Source organism: Rhodanobacter sp. UC4448_H15 (assembly GCF_052978265.1).
This window is the reverse complement of sequence record NZ_CM129665.1, coordinates 2803749-2820097: the sequence shown is the minus strand read 5'-3', so window position 1 is coordinate 2820097 and position 16349 is coordinate 2803749. Positions and strand designations below refer to the sequence as shown.

The window sequence follows — 16349 nt, the reverse complement described above, 5'->3', positions numbered from 1 at the left end:
CGCCGGCGTCAGCCGTCCAGCGACGCGGCAAACAGGATGCAGGCATCGCCGGCAATGGTCACCTCGACCGGCGCGTCGTCCACGATGCGCACCTCGACGTGGACGACCCCGTCGCGGCGCAGCGCGCGGCCCTGGTGGCCGGCGAAGCGCAGCGTCGCTCCGTCGTGCGGCATCAGTCGATGGTTGACCAGGTAGGCACCCAACGGGCCGTTGGCGTTGCCGGTGACGGGGTCTTCGTCGATGCCGATCGCGGGGGCGAACATGCGCCCGTCGGTGGCGGCCTGGCCCTTGCGCAACTGGAACACGAAATAGCCGTTGCAGCCGATCTCCGCGCTCAGTGCCGCCAGCGCGGACATTCGTGGTGCCAGCGCATCGAGATCGACCGTCGGCTCCAGTGGCACCATGACCTTGCCATGGCCCGTGGATACCACCTGCAGCGGCAGCGCCGCGGTCAGCTGGTCGTCGGTCACGCCCAGCGCGGCGGCGATGCGGTGGCGGACGGATGCATCCAGCGGCGGGTCGATGCGCGGGCGTTCCTGCTGCATGAAGACGCGCCGGCCACCGGCCTCGTTGCGGCCGATGCGGATGCGCTGGATGCCGGCGGCGGTCTTCTGCCGGAACTCGCTGTCGCCGAAGCCGGGCAAGCCCGCCCGCACGTAATGGGTGGCGATCGTGGCGTGGCCGCATAACGGCACTTCGGTGGTCGGGGAAAAGTAGCGCAGCCGCACGTCGTGGTCGGCGCCGTCCGGCGCCAGCACGAAGGCCGTCTCGGAGTGCTTCAGTTCCCGCGCGAGGTCCTGCATCTCGGCATCGGACATGCCGTCGGCGCCGAGCACCACGCCCGCCGGGTTGCCCCGGAAGCGCGTGGTGGTGAAGGCGTCGACGTGGAACAGCGTGCGCTGGTTCATGGCGGCCCAGCCCGGCCCGCGGTTGGTGGGTGGCGTTACCTGGCGCCGTACAACGCCTTCACGTCGCGGGTCAGCGCGGCCTGGCTGTCCGCGCGCGAATAGAACATGTGGCCGCCGGGATATTCCTTCACCTGCACGCGGGTCGGGTCGCCCATCGCCGGCATCTGGTCGACCGCCAGCACCGAGACCATGAACGGGCACGACAGGTCATCCCAGCCGTGCGCGATCAGCACGCGCAGCTTGGGGTCGTTGGCCACCGCCTCGCGCAGCTGGCTGACCGAGCCTTCGCGGGCATCGTCGTCCTCGTGCCACAGGCGGTTCACCTCGTAGCTCAGCGCGTTGTAGCGGCCGGCGACTTTCCAGCCCACGGTCTGGGTGACGAAGTTGACCATCGCGCTGGTGGTCGGCGCGATGATGCTGTTGAGCAGCGGGTCGCCGGTGCGCTGGGACGGCGCATGCGGGAACGGGTCCCAGGCGGTGACGTTGGAATCGTAGCGGCTGCCCAGCTTGCCCTCGGCGCGATACACCTCGCGCAGGTAGGCCTGGGTCTCGATGCGGCCGCCAGAACGCTTGACGAACACCGGGTCCAGCCCGGTCAGCTCGGTCACTTTCCGGATCATCGCCTCGGTGGCGGCCGGGTCGGAGCGACCCTTCATCAGCGTGGTCGCGTATTCGCCGCGGGTGTAGGCGATGATCGGCGCCATCGCCTCGGCACTGAGCTTGCCCTCGCGCTCCAGGTGGGCGGCGGCGATCGAGGGCAGGGTGGTCATCCACGGCAGCGGCGAGACGGTGTCGTCGCTCCACGCCGACGGGTCGAGGTACGGCGAGATCAGCGTCACGCCGCTCATCGCCACGCCCAGCTGGGTCTGCATGTACTCGGTGATGCGCGGGCCGCGGAAGCCGCCGTAGCTTTCGCCCACGTAGTACTTGCGCGAATCCATGCGGCCGTTCTTCACCAGCCAGTCGTACATGATGCGCGAGAGGTACTTGATGTCGACGTCGGTGCTGTAGAAATCCTTGGTTGCCTGCTTGTCGTCGACCAGTGCGCGGCTGTAGCCGGTGCCCACCGGGTCGATGAAGACCAGGTCGGTGAAGCCCAGCCAGGTCCCGGGATTGTCGTTCAGCACCGGCGGGTCGGAGGGCGAGTCGCCGGCATCGCCGAAGCTCACTTTCTTCGGGCCGATCGCGCCCAGGTTGAGGTAGACCGACGAGGCGCCCGGGCCGCCGTTGAGCGCGAAGGTCACCGGCCGGTCCTTGCCGGGGATGGTGTAGGCGGTGAACACCACTTCGGCGGTCTTGTTGCCCTTCTCATCGCGCACCGGCAGCGAACCCACGGTCACGGTGTACTTGAGCGTCTTGCCATCGACCGTGGTGGTCTGCGTCACGTGCGCATCGGCGGGAAACGGCGGCAACTGGAAGCCGTCCTTGCCGGTTGCCTCGGTGCTCGCTGCCGGCTTGGGGGTATCGGCCGCCACGGCGGCAGTGGTGAACCCCGTCAACAGCAGGGCGGCCATCAGGGCAAACGGCAGGGACTTGCGCACAGGTGTCTCCTTGGGCGTAAAGACCGAAGCCTAAACGCGTGGCGCACGTGCCGAGTGTGCTGAAAGGCATGGGTGGCCCGTGCCAGCTCAGCCCGGCACGGCCAGCGGCGCATCCTGCATGGCCGGCAGCGCCAGGCGCTCCATCCACCCTTCGAAGCCGAGCAGGAGGGACCGCAGCGACTGCAGCGTAGACGGGTCGGTCAGCCAACCCCGGGCGTCGAAGCGATCGGCGGCGCGGGCCACGAACAGGCTGGGGCCCGGCATCACCAGTGCACCGCAGGTGTGCAGCACCTGACGCAGCGAAGCCTGCGCCAGCCGGGTACCCCACGGACCGGAACTGGCGCCGAGCACGGCCACGGGCTTGCCGGCGAGCACGTCGCCGGCGGGGCTTTCGCGCGAGAGCCAGTCCAGCGCGTTCTTCAACACGCCCGGCAGTGCCTGGTTGTACTCGGGCGTGGCAATGACCACGCCGTCCGCGGCGGCGATGGCGGCGCGCAGCGCCTTCACGCCGGCCGGCCCTGCGGGTTCGCGCTGCTCGAGGTCTTCGTCGAACAGCGGCACGGTGGCCAGGTCGTCGTAGACGTCCAACTGCATGCCGGCCGGCGCCTGGAGCGCTGCGGCGTGGAGCAGGCTGCGGTTCCAGGAGGCGCGGCGCAGGCTGCCGGCCAGGGCAAGCACGCGGCGGATGGGGACGGTATGGAAAACGGTCATGGCGAAACCTCGGGCAGGGAGAGAAGTCAGGGCTCGATCAGGAGCAGCACGGCGCAGGCCATCAGCAGCGCACCCATCGCGATGTCGACGCCGCGGCGCACCGCCGGATGCGCCAGCCAGCAGGCCAGCCAGGCGCCGAGCAGCGCCCACAGCAGCAGGCACGTGGCGGGAATCAGCACGAACAGGCCGGCCAGCGTCAGGTAGTCGCGCAGGCCGGCGGCGGGGAGCGCCGCCAGCACGGTCAGCACGAGCACCCAGCTTTTCGGGTTGAGGAACTGAAAGCCGACCAGGCCCAGCGTTCCCGTCGGCAGGCGCGCCGACCCCGTGGGCGGCGCGGACGCCACGCCGGCGAAGCACAGCGACAGGCCGAGCCATGCCAGGTACAGCGCGCCGACCACGACGGCACCGTGGCGCAGCGGCGGCCAGGTGGCGAATGCCGCGCCCGCGCCCAGCGCCATGAGCGCCAGCAGCAACAGCCCACCGGTCACGATGCCGGCGATCGCCGGCAGCGCGCCGCGCAGGCCCGCCTGCCCCGCGGCCTGCAGCACCACGAGATTGTTCGGGCCGGGGCTGATTGCCGCCACGCCGAGCAGCGCGGCGGCGGCAAGCCATGCATCCACGTTCATGCTTCCATCCAGGCAATGGTCGAATGCAGTACAGGCTGGTCCGCTTTGCTGGTCGGTGCGGTGACTTCAATGGTCTAGAATTGCGACCATGGAAGACTTGCCGCTGAATGCCCTGCGCGCCTTCGCCATGGTCCATGCTCATGGCGGCGTGCGTGCCGCTGCGCGGGAACTTGGCATGGCGCACTCCTCGGTGAGCCGGCACCTCGCCGAGCTGGATCACTGGCTCGGCGTGCCGCTGCTGCGCGCGTCGGCCGGGCGCGGTGCGCTGGTGTTCACCCCGCAGGGCGAGGCGCTGGGGCGTGCCACGCTGGCCGGCCTGCGCGCGATCGAGCAGGCGGTCGCGGCCTTGCGCGAGACCCGGCCGGCGCACGCGGTGACGCTGTCCACCTCGCCCTCGTTCGCGATCCGCTGGCTGCTGCCACGCCTGCCCGCGCTGGAAAAGGCGCATCCGAAGATCGAGCTGTCGGTGCAGGTGGAGCAACGCCTCGATGCGCTGGACGACGGCCGCATCGATCTGGCCATCCGCATGGGCACGGGGCCCTGGCCGGAACTGCATGCCGAGGCGTTGCTGGACGATGCGCTGTATCCGGTGATGAGCCCGGCACTGTGGCAGGCGTCCGGACGTCCCTCGGAGCCGGCGCATCTGGCCGGCCTGCGCTTGCTGCACGACCGCGATCCGCAGGCGTCATGGGAAGCGTGGCGCGGTGCACACGGACCGGCAAAGCTCGCGTTGCAGCGCGGCGCGCGCTACACCTCGTCGGACCTGGTGCTGCGGGCGGCGATGCAGGGGCAGGGTGTGGCCTTGGCGCGCCATCGGCTGGCGGCGGACGACGTGGCGAACGGCAGCCTGGTGCGCCCGTTCGGCCGACTCGACGTGCCGTTGGGCACCTCGTACTGGATCGTGCGCCCGCCGGCGAAGCCCCGCGCGGCTGTGGCGGCGGTGATCGACTGGCTGCGCTGGCAGGCGGCAGGTACGGCCGCGCGCTGATCAGCCGCGCGCCAGCGCGCCTTCGACGAACTGCTGCAACTGCGCCGCGTTCAGCGCGCCGGACTGCCGCGCGATCTCGCGGCCCTGCCTGAACATGATCAGGGTGGGGATGCTGCGGATGTTGAAGCGCGTGGCGATCTGCGGCTGCGCCTCGGTGTCCAGCTTGGCCAGCCGCAGTCGCGGCTCGAGCTTGCTGGCAGCCTGCACGAACACCGGCGCGAAACCGACGCAGGGCCCGCACCACGGCGCCCAGAAATCCACCAGCACCGGCAAGTCGCCGCGTCCGGCGATCGCGTCGAAGTTCACGGTCGTGAGTTCCGCCGGATGCCCTTCGAACAAGCCCTGCTTGCAGCGGCCGCAGTTCGGGTGTTCGGCGACACGCTCGGCGGGCACGCGGTTGAGTGCGCTGCAATGCGGGCAGGGGATGGTCAGTGCGGTACTCACGGCAGACTCCGGCGACGGGCAGGCGATACCCTGCACTGCAGATGGCGGCAGCCGCGGCGGAATCCAAGCCGGGTGCGGCCGGCGGTTCAGGCCATCCGGCGCGGCACGAAGCGCAACGCCACCGAGTTCATGCAATAGCGCAGGCCGGTCGGGCGCGGGCCGTCATTGAAGACGTGGCCGAGGTGGCTGTCGCAGCCCTTGCAGCTGATCGCCGTGCGGGTCATGCCGAACAGGTGGTCGGTCGACTCGACCAGATTGCGCCGCGCGATCGGCTGCCAGAAGCTGGGCCAGCCGGTGCCGGAGTCGAACTCGGTGGCTGCGTCGTACAGCGCCGTGCCGCAGGCGAGGCAGCGGAACAGACCGGGCACGGCGGGGCGTTCATGCTCGCCGCTGAATGCACGCTCGGTACCTGCGTGACGCATGATTTCGTACGACGCCGGCGACAGCCTCTGCCGCCACTGCGCGTCGCTCAGCACCAGCTTTGGTACCTCGTGCGCGCCGAGATCGCGGCCGGTATCGTCAAAGATTTCCAGCAGCACGTTGCCGGGCTGGCCCACCGGCGTGTTCGCCGCCGCGTGCAGGCGCGGTACCAGCCAGCCGCCGCCCACGGCCAGCAACGCACCGCCGCCGAGCGCGGCGCGCAGGAAGCGGCGGCGATCCATCGCGAGGGTTTCATCGAGACGTGACATGGCTTCCTCCGTCGGGATTGGGGATTCGGGATTTGCAGAGGCAAAGGCATTCGCGATCCTGCTCAGCCGAAAGTGAAGGCGTACGCCCGCACGCCGGGGTCGAGGAAGGTGATCTCGAACAGCCGCTCGCCGCTGCCGTTGGCCTGGCGTACGAGCTGGTACAGGCGCTGGCCGGTGACGGTGCCGTTGCCGTCGGCGTCGGTATCCATGCCGTGGTCGGCGCCGGGCGGTTTGCCGTCGATGGTGACGCGGAAGCGGATCGGCTTGCCATCGGCCGCCGGGCCGAGCACCAGGTGCAGGTCGCGCCCGCGGAAGCGATACATGATGGCGCCACCGGCCTGTTCCAGCTGCGCGTCCTCGTCGTGCACTGTCCAGCGCCCGTCCAGCGACCACTGGTTGGCGGCCAGCGCCGCCGGCGCGCGGTAATCGTGCGCCTCGTCGCGGGCCACGCGGCCGCCGACGAAATTCCTGGCGCGGGCGTAGCCGACGTAGGTCTCGGGCGAACGGGTGGGATCGTTCGACGCGGCGGCTTCGACGCCGCGATGGTCGTCGCGCACGTAGCCGCCGGGCAGGTTCTTCTGGCCGGCCTCGGCCAGCAGCTGGCGGATCACGTCCTCGCTTTGCCGATATTCGCCTTCGCCGAAGTGGTGGTGGCGGATCTGTCCCCGCGCGTCGATGAAGTAGTGCGCCGGCCAGTATTGGTTGTTGAAGCCTTGCCAAATCGCGTAATCGTTGTCCAACGCCACCGGGTAGTCGACGCCGAGATCCTTCACCGCCTTGGCCACGTTGGCCGGGTTCTTTTCGAAGGCGAACTCCGGTGCGTGGACGCCGATCACCACCAGGCCGTGATCCTTGTACTTGTCGGCCCAGCCGCGCACGTACGGCAGCGAGCGGATGCAGTTGATGCAGGAGTAGGTCCAGAAATCGACCAGCACCACCTTGCCGCGCAGCGATGCGGTGGTCAGCGGCGGGCTGTTGAGCCACTGTGTGGCGCCGGCCAGCGACGGGAACGTGCCTTCCACCGGCAGCGGGTCGCCGGCCTTGAGCTGTGGTTGCGGCGCCGGTGCCGGGCGCACGGCGTCGATCAGCTTCTGTTCGATGCCGCTGGTGCTGGCCAGCGAGACGCGGGTGAGCAGGCCGGTGTCCAGGCCCAGCGCGATCGCGGCCACGCCGCACAGCACCAGCACGCCGAGCGCCCGACGTACCCACTCGCCGACGCCCAGCGAGCGCTTCATCAGTGCGAACACCTTGCCGCCGATCAGCAGCGCCAGGCCAAGCGAGGTGGCCGCACCGGCGGCATAGGTGAGCAGCAGCAGGGTGGTCTGCACGCTGGCGCCGTTCAGCGCCGCGCCGGTCAGCAGCAGGCCGAGGATCGGCCCCGCGCACGGCGCCCACAGCAGGCCGGTGGCGACGCCGAGACCGGCCGCGCCCCAGACCGAGTCGCCATCGCCGGCCGAGCGCTGCGACAGCCGGTTGCCCAGCGCCACGAACGGGCGGGTGATCCATTCGGCCAGGTGGGTCGACAGCAGGGTCAGGCCGAGCAAGGCCAGCACCGCCATCGCCACCCAGCGGCCGTACTGGTTCGCGTGCACCGCCCAGCCGCCGCCGAGGGCCGCCAACGTGGCGACGACGGCGAAGGTGATCGCCATGCCAAGCAACATCGGGAAACCGTTGCGCATGAACGGCCGGTCGGAGCGGGCGAACACGAACGGCAGCACCGGCAGGATGCACGGGCTGAGGATGGTCAGGACGCCGCCGAGGTAGGCGAGGATCAACACGAGCATGGAGTTTTCATCCGTGGGTGGTTGCCTGATGATTCGCCGCCGCCTCCGCCGGGGTTACATGCGGATACGAGGTAACGTCGGCGCCAGATGCAGCGAAGACTTCGGTGGAGCGTTCCGTCGTGGAGCGAACATGGTGCAAGCCTTGACCGCCACCGCCTTCATGGGTCTAGATAGTGGACTTCTCCGCGGGATGAGTCTCGTCCGGACCGTGCCAGCCGAATCCGCCGCCGCCAGCGAATCGCCCGACCAGCGCCGATCGGCGTGGATGGCCGCTGCGCAGGCCGGCGACCGGCGCGCCTACGAAAAGCTGCTGGCCGATTCGGTGGCCCTGATCCGCGCCGTCGCGCGACGCCAGGGCGTGGCGCAGGACCAGCTCGACGACGTGGTGCAGGAAACCCTGCTCACCGTGCATCGAGTGCGCCACACCTACGATCCTGCCCGCTCCTACGACGCCTGGCTCGGTGCGATCGCCGGCCGCCGCGCGATCGACTCCCTGCGCAGCCGCGGCCGCCGCGACAGCCGCGAACTGCACGATGAATTTGCGCTGGACAATCACCCGGACCGCGACGACGCCAGCGCCGCTACCGAGAGCGAGCAGCGCGCGCAGCGCCTGCGCGAGGCGATCGCCGGGCTGCCGCCGGGCCAGCGCGAGGCCGTGGAACAACTCGGCCTGCACGAGCGCTCCCTCAGCGAGGCGGCCGAGCTGACCGGGCGCAACACCGGCGCACTGAAAGTGAACCTGCATCGCGCGCTGAAGGCGCTGCGCGGGCGTTTCCATGGAGAACCCTGACGTGATGTCCGACCCGCGAGTCCATGAGGCGCTGATCGACCGCCTGGGTACCGAGCTGGTGCCAGTGCGGCGACTGCTGCCGCCATGGCTGCGCACCGCCGGCTGGCTGTCGCTGGTGGCGGCGCTGGCGGTCGGGCTGCTGCTGCATTACGGCGCCAGCCCGATGCTGCGGCGATGGGCCGCCACGCCGGACCTGGCCTGGGCCGGCATCGGCGCGGTGCTTACGGCGGTGGGCGCGGCCTGGGCGGCGTTCGCGCTGGGCGTGCCGGGGCGGCATGGCGCCTGGGCCTGGTTGCCGGTGCCCGGGGCTCTGCTGTGGATTGGCGCCAGTGGTCTCGGCTGCCTGCGCAACTGGGTCGCGCCGGGCACGGAAGTGGCCGGGGTACATCAGTCCGCCGATTGCCTGGTCTTCATCATCGCCTTCTCGATCCCGCTGTCCGCGCTGCTGATCGTGCTGTTGCGCCGCGCCTGCCCGCTGCGGCCGGTGCTCACCGCGGTGCTGATCGGCCTGGCCAGCGCCGCCGCCTCGGCCAGCCTGCTGGAGATCTGCCATGCGTTCGACTCCGCTGCCACCGACCTGCTGACGCACGCGCTGGCCGTCGCCGCGGTGGTGGCCGTCAACGCCGCCATGGGCGGGCGGTTGTTGTCGAAAGCGTAGGGATTCGGCAGAAGCGTCGCACGCGCCGCGTAGGGCGGGCACCGTCCGCCGGCTTTTGGCCTTGCGACATCGCGACAAGAGCGGCGGGCATTGCCCGCCCTACGCTCTGTTGACGCATGCGCTGGCGGTGGCCGTGGTGGTGGCCGTCAATGCGGCGATGGGCGGGCGGCTGCTGTCGCGGGCCTGAACTCAGTCGCGGAAGTTGTCGAACTGCAGCGGCAGCTCGACCTCGGACTTGCGCAACACCGCCATCGCCGCCTGCAGGTCGTCGCGCTTCTTGCCGCTGACGCGCAGCTTGTCGCCGTTGATCTGCGCCTCGACCTTGAGCTTGGCCGCCTTCAGCTCGGCCACCAGTTTCTTCGCCACCGGCTGCTCGATGCCCTGCTTGACGGTGATCTTCTGGCGCGAGCCGCCCAGGTTGGTTTCCGGGTCGCCGACGTCCAGCGCGCGCACGTCGATCTTCCGCGCGATCAGGCGGGCGCGCAGGATGTCCAGCATCTGCTGCAGCTGGAATTCGCTGGGGGCGCTCTGGGCGATCACGCCATCGTCCAGCACGTACTTCGCGTCCACGCCCTTGAAGTCGAAGCGCGTGCCGAGTTCGCGGTTGGCCTGGTCGACGGCATTGGTCAGTTCGTGCTTGTCGACTTCGGAGATCACGTCGAAGGAAGGCATGGCGGCGGCTCGCTGGGAACAGGAGGCAAAGTGTAAGCGATGGCGCTGGGCGATAATGGCGCAACCCTCACTTCCGTCATTCCGGCGCAAGCCGGAATCCGGCGCCTTTCAACGGACACAGTCACCGGGTCCCGGCTTGACCGACCCTTCGGTCGTTGAAAGGCGCCGCGCCGGGATGACGAACAACGAGCTTGATGGCGTGACCATGGTGAGTTCTTGAAAACCGACGTGTTGATCATCGGCGCCGGCGCCGCCGGCCTGATGTGCGCGATCACCGCCGGCCAGCGCGGCCGGCGCGTGCTGGTGGTCGATCACGCCAACAAGGTCGGCAAGAAAATCCTGATGTCCGGCGGCGGCCGCTGCAACTTCACCAACCTGGGCACGACGCCGGCGAATTACCTCTCGGCCAACCCGCATTTCGCCAAGTCCGCGCTGGCGCGCTACACGCCGAGGGACTTCATCGCGCTGGTCGAGAAGCATCGCATTGCCTGGCACGAGAAGGAGCTGGGCCAGTTGTTCTGCGACGACTCCTCGAAGCAGATTGTGCGCATGCTGCTGGACGAGTGCGCCGCGGCCGGCGTCACGGTGGAGGCGAACTGCGCCGTGCAACGCGTGCGCAGGACGCCGGAGGGCTTCAGCGTGCACACCGCGCGCGGCGAGGTGCATGCCGAGTCGCTGGTGGTCGCCTCGGGCGGCCTGTCGATTCCCAGCATGGGCGCCAGCGGTTTCGGTTACGAACTGGCGCGCCAGTTCGGCCACGCCGTGCTGCCCACGCGCGCCGGCCTGGTGCCGCTGACGCTGAGCGGCAAGCACCAGGAGCATTACGCGGATCTGGCCGGTGTGGCGTTGCCGAGGGTGGAGGCCCGCGTGGGCAGGCAGGGTTTTCGCGCCGGATTGCTGTTCACCCATCGCGGCATCAGCGGCCCGGCGATCCTGCAGATCTCCTCGTACTGGCAGCCCGGCGACGACTTGCGCCTCGACTTGCTGCCGGACCTCGACGTCGGCGCCTGGCTGGTCGACCAACGCACGGCGCGGCCGCTGGCCGAACTGAAGACCGTGCTCGGCGAGGTGTTGCCGAAGCGCCTCGCGCAGCGGTTGTGCGAGCAATGGCTCGGCAACCGCCCGATGCGCCAGTACCGCGAGACCGAACTGACGCAGATCGGCGTGCAGCTCGCCGCGTGGCCGATCACCGCCAGCGGCACGGAAGGCTACCGCACCGCCGAAGTCACTCTCGGCGGCGTCGACACCGATGGCCTCTCCTCCAGCACGATGCAATCGAAACTCGTGCCCGGCCTCTACTTCATCGGCGAGGTGGTCGACGTCACCGGCTGGCTCGGCGGCTACAACTTCCAGTGGGCGTGGGCGTCGGGGCAGGCGGCGGGCGCGGCGGCCTGATGCCGGTTGCTTGACGCCTCCGGCCGGGGGCTGCAGCATCGTGCGACGGAATTTCCAACGCGCCGCGCCCGCCATCGGGCGGCGGCGCATCTCCAGGGGAGGGCGGCCGATGGCAACGCTGGACAAGGGCAAGCTGGTCGACCCGGCGATCGAGGTCAAGCTGTATGCGTCGATCGAGCATGGCAGCCTGGATGCCGTCCACGCGATCGTGCTGCATCGTACCGATTCCTCCACCGCCACCAGCACGCTCGAAGCGTACGCGGGCGGCAAGCAGACCGGCGCGCACTTCTTGATCGACAAGGCCGGCAAGATCTGCCAGACCGCACGCGTCGATCAGGTGTGCTGGCACGTCGGTGTGCTGCAGGCGCGCTGCCAGGTCGAACACGGCTGCGATCCGCAGGAACTGAAGACGATTGCCTCGCTCATGCACGCGAAAGGCGTGGGCTTCGGTACCCGCGCGAAGAACCTTTCGCGACATGAACTGGGCAAGCCGTATCCCTCGCGCTATCCCTCCAACCAGGACTCGCTGGGGATCGAGGTGGTGGGCACGTTCCAGCCCGCGCAGAAGGCGTTCGAGGCGCCGACGCCGGAACAACTGAAGTCGCTCAAGTACCTGGTGGATATTCTGGTCGGCCTGTTCGGCCTGAACCTGTTGGGCGACGTCTACGCGCACGGCGCGATCGCCCGCAAGGAGGTCACCGAGGGCGCCCAGTTGCTGCAGGCGCTGACCGCTGGGGGCAAGCCGTGAAGGCGTTGGGCCTGGTGCTGCTGAGCGCAGCGCTGGCTGCGTGTGTGCCGGTGCGCGGCAATGGCGGCATCGAGGTTGTTTCGTTGCAGCGGCAGGTCGATGCCACGCGCGCCGACGCCGACATCTGCAGCGCGTTGACGCTCAGTCGCGCGGACGTGGCGCGGTATTTCACGCTGGCCGAGGTGGTCGACCCGGCCACGTTCGACGCCGAGGCGATCATCATGCCGTGCAGCTACCGCGGCACCCTGCGCCGTGCGGGCCAGCTCTACCACTGGGAGATTTTCGCCGGCGGGGCAGCCTATCTGTACGACGGCGGGGAAACCAACCAGCGCTACCTTTGCCGCGAGTCGTGCCTCGCGGCGCTGCCGAACCTGCGCTGAGCGGCGCGCCGATTCATCGCGGGGCCTGCAGCGATCCCGCCGACGGTTGCAGGTCGCCGGGCGCCAGGGTCGCCCAGTGGAGGTGGTGCGGATCGAAACCGCTCTCGATCATCGGCTTGATGATGCGGAAGTAGGGCGAGATGTCGAAGTCGCGCGGCGTGAACAGGCTGGAGCTGCGGATGTGCAGGATCTCCTGGCGCGCGCGCTGGGTGCCGCGCAACTGGCGGTAGTCGCGGTCCAGCATCGGCAGGATCGGATAACGCACGCTGTGGAAGGCCGCCGCGATCAGCGACGAGCAGATCGCCCGGGTCGGCTCGCCGCTGCCCAGCGCCAGCAGGCGCCGGCGCCAGCGTCCGGGCACCGGCGGCGTCGGCAGCAGGTAGCGCATCAGGTCGATCACGTTGCGCATGTCGTAGCGCTGGCCGAGGCGACGCGCGGCGTGTTCGATCACCTGCTCGATCTCGCCGGCGTGCAACCCGACCGGGCGGCAGATGCGCGTGTGCGCCCCGCGATACGCCTGCAGCGGCAGCGCACGCACGCCTTCCACCACGTCGGCTTCGATCAGCACGTGCGCACCGAGCGCGGGGTAGCGGTCGCGCAGGGTGTCGCCCACGTACAACGCCGCGTGCGACCAGCTCGACTGGGTGACGTACTTGATCGCGGTGCCGATGCGGCTGTTGCCGTCGACCAGCAGCACGTCGGCCGGCCGCAGCGATGCCTCCAGCATGTCGTGGCGCGAGGTGCCGAAATGCATGCCGCCGACGCGCGGCTTCGAGAGGTAACGGGCCAGGGCACGGCCCAGCCTGTGCAAGGGATGGAACACGATCGTGCGCTCCCGGCGGTCGCAGGTGCGACGAGCTTAAGCCGTGGGCGCGTGCGTGTCAGCGCCCGAGCAGAAAGCCGCTTTCACCGGCACCGAGAGACTGGAAGCTCACGCCGACCAGGCCAGGCTGCCGTCGACGATGGTGTGGCTGCGCCCGCCGACCCAGATCGCGTCGTTGTCGATGTGCACCATCAGCTGCGCGTCGTGGCCGATCTCGCGGCCCTGGCTGACCTGGTAGCCGCGGGCCAGCGGGCCATGCGGTTCGGCGTGTGCGATCCAGGCGGCGATCAACCCGTTGGCGGCGCCGGAGGCGGGGTCTTCGACGATGCCCACGCCGGCGGGGAATGCGCGCACCACCAGTCGCGGCTGATCCGATGCCACGCGTGCGAAGGCGCACAGCCCCATGCTGCTGCTGGCGCGGGCCAGCGCAAGAATGGCCACGTGGTCGGGTTGCCATGCGCGCAGGCTGGCCTCGTCGGCGACCTCGGCCAGCCACCAGCGTCGGCCGCCGTCGACCAGCGCCGGCGGCAGCGCGCCATCGGTCACGCCGTGCAGCGCTGCGGCCAGCAGCGGGTTTGCGTCGCGGCCGGTCGCCAGCACGCGTTCGCCCGGCGAGCGCAGCAGCAGTTCGCGCATGGCGCCGCTGCCTTCGACCCGGATCGGCAACACGCCAGCGCCGCACTCCTGCCACAGCAGTCCGTCGCGCGGCGTGGCCAGACCTGCTTCCAGCGCCGCATGGGCGCTGCCGATGCTGGGGTGGCCGGCAAACGGGATCTCCTCGTGCGGCGTGAAGATGCGCACCCGATAGCTCGCCCGGGGGTCGGTCGGCGGTAGCAGGAAGGTGGTTTCCACCAGCGCCGTCCAGCGCGCGAAACGCTGCATCGCCGCGCTGTCCCAGCCGTCCGCGCCGATCACCACGCCCAGGTGGTTGCCACCGCCGAGGGTGGCCGCAAAGACGTCCAGATGCAGGTAACGGAGCGGGCTCATGTGTTTCGTCCGACCGCGGGGCGCGGTGCAAAACGGCAGATGATAGAGGGGCAGCCACGGCGGCGACACTGCCGCTTTCGCATAAGCCGCGCCGCGCCGGGCATAAGTGCGCCGGGGCGCCGGGCGAGTCGACAAGCCCGGGGCAAGGCGCCAAGATGCCGACTTTTGCGTCGCGGAACCGTCCATGCCGATCACCTTGGCCATCATTGCCATCACCTGCATCGTCTCGTTCATGGCGTTCAAGAACGCGCGGCTGATGAACGACCTGATCCTGTGGCCGCCGGCGATCACCCGCCAGCGCGAGTACCACCGGCTGGTGACCTACGGCGTGGTGCACGCGGATTTCGGCCACCTGCTGTTCAACATGTTCACGCTGTTCTTCTTCGGGCGTGCGATGGAGCCGTTCTACACCGGCGTGCTCGGCACGCTGGGGTTCGCGCTGTTCTACATCGGCGGGCTGGTGGTCTCGATCCTGCCGACCTGGCTGAAGAACCGGAACAACCCGGACTATCGCAGCCTGGGTGCGTCGGGCGCCGTGTCGGCGGTGCTGTTCGCCTACATCCTGATCGCGCCCTGGCAGCAGATCATCGTGCTGGTGATCCCGATGCCGGCAATCGTCTACGCGGTGCTGTACACCGCCTATTCGATCTACATGGACCGGCGCGGGCAGGGCAACGTCAACCACAGCGCGCACCTGTGGGGCGCAGCCTATGGCGTGCTGTTCACCATCGCGATCAATCATCGCGTGCTGCCGCACTTTCTCGACGCGCTGATGCACCCGGGCTGAGCGCGCGTTCGGTCGGCCCGCAGATGAACGCTTCTTGCGCTGCGTAATGCCGTCGCGCGCCGATACGCGCATACTGGCCGCGTTGCTCACCGCTCACCGCAGGAGAACGAACGCATGGCAATGACCCGCAAGTCGGCAGCGAAGACGTCCGCGGCAGGGAAAGCATCGGCGAAAAAGTCCGCAGCGAAAAAGCCAGTCGCGAAGAAAGCCGCCGCGAAGAAGTCCGTCGCGAAGAAATCAGTTGCGAAGAAATCAGTTGCGAAGAAATCAGTTGCGAAGAAAGCTCCGGCGAAAAAGGTCGCCGTGAAGAAGGCAGCCGCCAGGAAGTCCCCGGCGAAGAAAACCGCCGCGAAGAAGGCCGTCGCCAAGCGCACGACCGGCCCGCGCAGCGCGAAGAAGGCGACGCCCCGGCGGCCAGAGACAAAGAAGGTCGCTGGCCGCAAGGCCGCGCCGAAGCCGGCAGCAAAGAAATCGCGCGCCAGCGCCAGCGCGGCATCGCGCAAGCCGGCCGTACGCAAGGCCGCGTCCGCGAAGAAGCCTGCCGCGAGGAAGGCAGCGGCCAAGAAGCCGTTGGCCACGCGGCCAGCCGCACCTCGGGTCGCAACCCGGCCTGCGCCCAAGTCGTCGCCCGCGCGCCCTCGTCCGGCCGACCGGCCGGTGGCGCACATCAGCCCGGAAGAGGCCGTGGCGCATATCCAGGCCTTGCTTGACGCCAAGCATGAGCGGGACCAGCGCGAGCCGTCGTGGCCTGGCGCCAACCCGTCGCATCCGACCCCCAACGTGACGGAGATGCACGCGCCGGTGACCGGCACGGGCGATGCATCCGTGACGGCATCGCCGCGCGACGACCTGGGCAAGCGCAAGGGTTGAATCTCCGCGGGCGGGCCGGTGCCAGGCGCCGGGTCCGCTCAGGCAGAGTTCAAGCGGCATGGTCCAGCGTGGAGCTTGACAAGCACCGCGGAGGTGAACCATGAAACGACTGCTCGCTTGCGTTGGATTGATGGTGGCAGCGGCGGCGCTGTCCGGTTGCTATTACGACCCCGGCTATACCTACGTGCGTGGCGGCGGGTCGTCCGGCGACGCGTATTACGGCAGCGGCACGACGTACTACGCCTCGCCTTACGACAGCTACTACGGGCCGGCCTATTACGGCGGCTACTACGGTTGCTGCTACGCACCCGGGGTGACCGTCGGCATCAGCTCGCACTGGTACGGCGGTTCGCGCTATCCACGCTATCACGGGCGCGACTACGGACGCGACTACCGCCATCGCGACAACGACCGCGGCCATTACCGCGACGATGGCCGCTCGGGACATCGTGACTCGCAGCGCGGCGGACGCCATTCGCGCGACCGCGACGACCGTCGCCATTGACCCCCGCCGCGCCCGGTAGCGCCGGGCGTTCAGGCACAATCGG

20 protein-coding genes and 1 pseudogene are annotated in these 16349 nt (G+C 69.4%); 11 read left to right on the top strand and 10 right to left on the bottom strand.

Annotation, left to right across the window (positions count from 1 at the left end; genetic code table 11):
• Positions 1-8: 8 nt before the first annotated feature.
• From ACVCMI_RS13035 to ACVCMI_RS13020, 4 genes are all read right to left on the bottom strand, one after another.
• Complete coding sequence (locus ACVCMI_RS13035; protein WP_447098531.1) at positions 9-908, bottom strand: PhzF family isomerase; 900 nt, start codon at positions 906-908, stop codon at positions 9-11.
• A gap of 35 nt (positions 909-943) precedes the next feature.
• On the bottom strand, positions 944-2449 hold the full coding sequence (locus ACVCMI_RS13030) for a S10 family peptidase (protein WP_447098532.1): 1506 nt from the start codon (positions 2447-2449) through the stop codon (positions 944-946).
• Between the two features lie 87 nt (positions 2450-2536).
• A complete protein-coding gene (locus ACVCMI_RS13025) occupies positions 2537-3160 on the bottom strand; it encodes an NADPH-dependent FMN reductase (protein WP_447098533.1) in 624 nt (207 codons plus the stop codon).
• 26 nt (positions 3161-3186) lie between these two features.
• Entirely contained in the window at positions 3187-3786 is a 600-nt protein-coding gene (locus ACVCMI_RS13020; protein WP_447098534.1) for a LysE family translocator, read from the bottom strand.
• Positions 3787-3874: 88 nt separating this feature from the next.
• Between ACVCMI_RS13020 and ACVCMI_RS13015 the strand changes: the two genes are divergently transcribed.
• Complete coding sequence (locus tag ACVCMI_RS13015; protein ID WP_447098535.1) at positions 3875-4774, top strand: LysR substrate-binding domain-containing protein; 900 nt, start codon at positions 3875-3877, stop codon at positions 4772-4774.
• Here the strand turns inward: ACVCMI_RS13015 and trxC are convergent, their stop codons facing one another.
• From trxC to ACVCMI_RS13000, 3 genes are all read right to left on the bottom strand, one after another.
• Positions 4775-5218, bottom strand: coding sequence for a thioredoxin TrxC (gene trxC / locus ACVCMI_RS13010; protein ID WP_447098536.1), 444 nt, complete (start codon positions 5216-5218; stop codon positions 4775-4777).
• An 86-nt stretch (positions 5219-5304) separates the two neighbouring features.
• A complete protein-coding gene (gene msrB, locus ACVCMI_RS13005; protein ID WP_447098537.1) occupies positions 5305-5907 on the bottom strand; it encodes a peptide-methionine (R)-S-oxide reductase MsrB in 603 nt (200 codons plus the stop codon).
• Positions 5908-5969: 62 nt separating this feature from the next.
• Entirely contained in the window at positions 5970-7691 is a 1722-nt protein-coding gene (locus tag ACVCMI_RS13000) for a cytochrome c biogenesis protein DipZ (protein ID WP_447098538.1), read from the bottom strand.
• A 190-nt stretch (positions 7692-7881) separates the two neighbouring features.
• On the opposite strand from ACVCMI_RS13000, the gene ACVCMI_RS12995 reads away from it, so the two are divergent.
• From ACVCMI_RS12995 to ACVCMI_RS12985, 3 genes are all read left to right on the top strand, one after another.
• Positions 7882-8481: a sigma-70 family RNA polymerase sigma factor gene (locus ACVCMI_RS12995; protein WP_447098539.1), complete on the top strand. Its 600-nt coding sequence runs from the start codon at positions 7882-7884 to the stop codon at positions 8479-8481.
• 4 nt (positions 8482-8485) lie between these two features.
• The gene (locus ACVCMI_RS12990) at positions 8486-9139 is read left to right on the top strand and encodes an NrsF family protein (RefSeq protein WP_447099443.1); all 654 of its coding nucleotides are present in this window, start codon (positions 8486-8488) and stop codon (positions 9137-9139) included.
• 61 nt (positions 9140-9200) lie between these two features.
• The gene (locus ACVCMI_RS12985) at positions 9201-9326 is read left to right on the top strand and encodes a hypothetical protein (protein ID WP_447098540.1); all 126 of its coding nucleotides are present in this window, start codon (positions 9201-9203) and stop codon (positions 9324-9326) included.
• 2 nt (positions 9327-9328) lie between these two features.
• Here ACVCMI_RS12985 and ACVCMI_RS12980 read toward each other — a convergent pair whose 3' ends face one another.
• Entirely contained in the window at positions 9329-9811 is a 483-nt protein-coding gene (locus tag ACVCMI_RS12980) for a YajQ family cyclic di-GMP-binding protein (protein WP_447098541.1), read from the bottom strand.
• 216 nt (positions 9812-10027) lie between these two features.
• On the opposite strand from ACVCMI_RS12980, the gene ACVCMI_RS12975 reads away from it, so the two are divergent.
• The 3 genes from ACVCMI_RS12975 to ACVCMI_RS12965 all read left to right on the top strand — a co-directional run bounded on the left by ACVCMI_RS12975 (position 10028) and on the right by ACVCMI_RS12965 (position 12334).
• A complete protein-coding gene (locus tag ACVCMI_RS12975; protein WP_447098542.1) occupies positions 10028-11206 on the top strand; it encodes an NAD(P)/FAD-dependent oxidoreductase in 1179 nt (392 codons plus the stop codon).
• A gap of 109 nt (positions 11207-11315) precedes the next feature.
• A complete protein-coding gene (locus ACVCMI_RS12970; protein ID WP_447098543.1) occupies positions 11316-11954 on the top strand; it encodes a peptidoglycan recognition protein family protein in 639 nt (212 codons plus the stop codon).
• On the top strand, positions 11951-12334 hold the full coding sequence (locus tag ACVCMI_RS12965) for a hypothetical protein (protein ID WP_447098544.1): 384 nt from the start codon (positions 11951-11953) through the stop codon (positions 12332-12334). Before ACVCMI_RS12970 ends, ACVCMI_RS12965 begins: the two co-directional genes overlap by 4 nt.
• 13 nt (positions 12335-12347) lie before the next feature.
• Here ACVCMI_RS12965 and ACVCMI_RS12960 read toward each other — a convergent pair whose 3' ends face one another.
• Both ACVCMI_RS12960 and ACVCMI_RS12955 read right to left on the bottom strand, forming a co-directional pair.
• Complete coding sequence (locus tag ACVCMI_RS12960) at positions 12348-13157, bottom strand: YiiX/YebB-like N1pC/P60 family cysteine hydrolase (RefSeq protein WP_447098545.1); 810 nt, start codon at positions 13155-13157, stop codon at positions 12348-12350.
• A gap of 108 nt (positions 13158-13265) precedes the next feature.
• Positions 13266-14144: a PhzF family phenazine biosynthesis protein gene (locus tag ACVCMI_RS12955; RefSeq protein ID WP_447098546.1), complete on the bottom strand. Its 879-nt coding sequence runs from the start codon at positions 14142-14144 to the stop codon at positions 13266-13268.
• A 184-nt stretch (positions 14145-14328) separates the two neighbouring features.
• On the opposite strand from ACVCMI_RS12955, the gene ACVCMI_RS12950 reads away from it, so the two are divergent.
• The 4 genes and pseudogenes from ACVCMI_RS12950 (at position 14329) to ACVCMI_RS12935 (ending at position 16306) form a co-directional block, all read left to right on the top strand.
• Positions 14329-14931, top strand: a complete 603-nt coding sequence (locus ACVCMI_RS12950; RefSeq protein WP_447098547.1) for a rhomboid family intramembrane serine protease — start codon at positions 14329-14331, stop codon at positions 14929-14931.
• A gap of 114 nt (positions 14932-15045) precedes the next feature.
• Positions 15046-15249 (top strand): annotated as a pseudogene (locus tag ACVCMI_RS12945) (hypothetical protein); the annotation flags it as partial.
• Between the two features lie 339 nt (positions 15250-15588).
• The gene (locus tag ACVCMI_RS12940) at positions 15589-15801 is read left to right on the top strand and encodes a hypothetical protein (RefSeq protein ID WP_395119376.1); all 213 of its coding nucleotides are present in this window, start codon (positions 15589-15591) and stop codon (positions 15799-15801) included.
• Positions 15802-15901: 100 nt separating this feature from the next.
• Positions 15902-16306: a hypothetical protein gene (locus ACVCMI_RS12935; protein WP_447098548.1), complete on the top strand. Its 405-nt coding sequence runs from the start codon at positions 15902-15904 to the stop codon at positions 16304-16306.
• Positions 16307-16349: the final 43 nt, after the last annotated feature.

Coding starts and splice junctions, on each gene's coding strand:
- ACVCMI_RS12995 (WP_447098539.1), top strand. CDS start 7,882: ATGAGTCTCGTCCGGACCGTGCCAGCCGAATCCGCCGCCGCCAGCGAA.
- ACVCMI_RS12970 (WP_447098543.1), top strand. CDS start 11,316: ATGGCAACGCTGGACAAGGGCAAGCTGGTCGACCCGGCGATCGAGGTC.
- ACVCMI_RS12955 (WP_447098546.1), bottom strand. CDS start 14,144: ATGAGCCCGCTCCGTTACCTGCATCTGGACGTCTTTGCGGCCACCCTC.
- ACVCMI_RS13020 (WP_447098534.1), bottom strand. CDS start 3,786: ATGAACGTGGATGCATGGCTTGCCGCCGCCGCGCTGCTCGGCGTGGCG.
- ACVCMI_RS13000 (WP_447098538.1), bottom strand. CDS start 7,691: ATGCTCGTGTTGATCCTCGCCTACCTCGGCGGCGTCCTGACCATCCTC.
- ACVCMI_RS12935 (WP_447098548.1), top strand. CDS start 15,902: ATGAAACGACTGCTCGCTTGCGTTGGATTGATGGTGGCAGCGGCGGCG.
- ACVCMI_RS12990 (WP_447099443.1), top strand. CDS start 8,486: ATGTCCGACCCGCGAGTCCATGAGGCGCTGATCGACCGCCTGGGTACC.
- ACVCMI_RS13035 (WP_447098531.1), bottom strand. CDS start 908: ATGAACCAGCGCACGCTGTTCCACGTCGACGCCTTCACCACCACGCGC.
- ACVCMI_RS13025 (WP_447098533.1), bottom strand. CDS start 3,160: ATGACCGTTTTCCATACCGTCCCCATCCGCCGCGTGCTTGCCCTGGCC.
- ACVCMI_RS13015 (WP_447098535.1), top strand. CDS start 3,875: ATGGAAGACTTGCCGCTGAATGCCCTGCGCGCCTTCGCCATGGTCCAT.
- ACVCMI_RS12980 (WP_447098541.1), bottom strand. CDS start 9,811: ATGCCTTCCTTCGACGTGATCTCCGAAGTCGACAAGCACGAACTGACC.
- msrB (WP_447098537.1), bottom strand. CDS start 5,907: ATGTCACGTCTCGATGAAACCCTCGCGATGGATCGCCGCCGCTTCCTG.
- ACVCMI_RS12950 (WP_447098547.1), top strand. CDS start 14,329: ATGCCGATCACCTTGGCCATCATTGCCATCACCTGCATCGTCTCGTTC.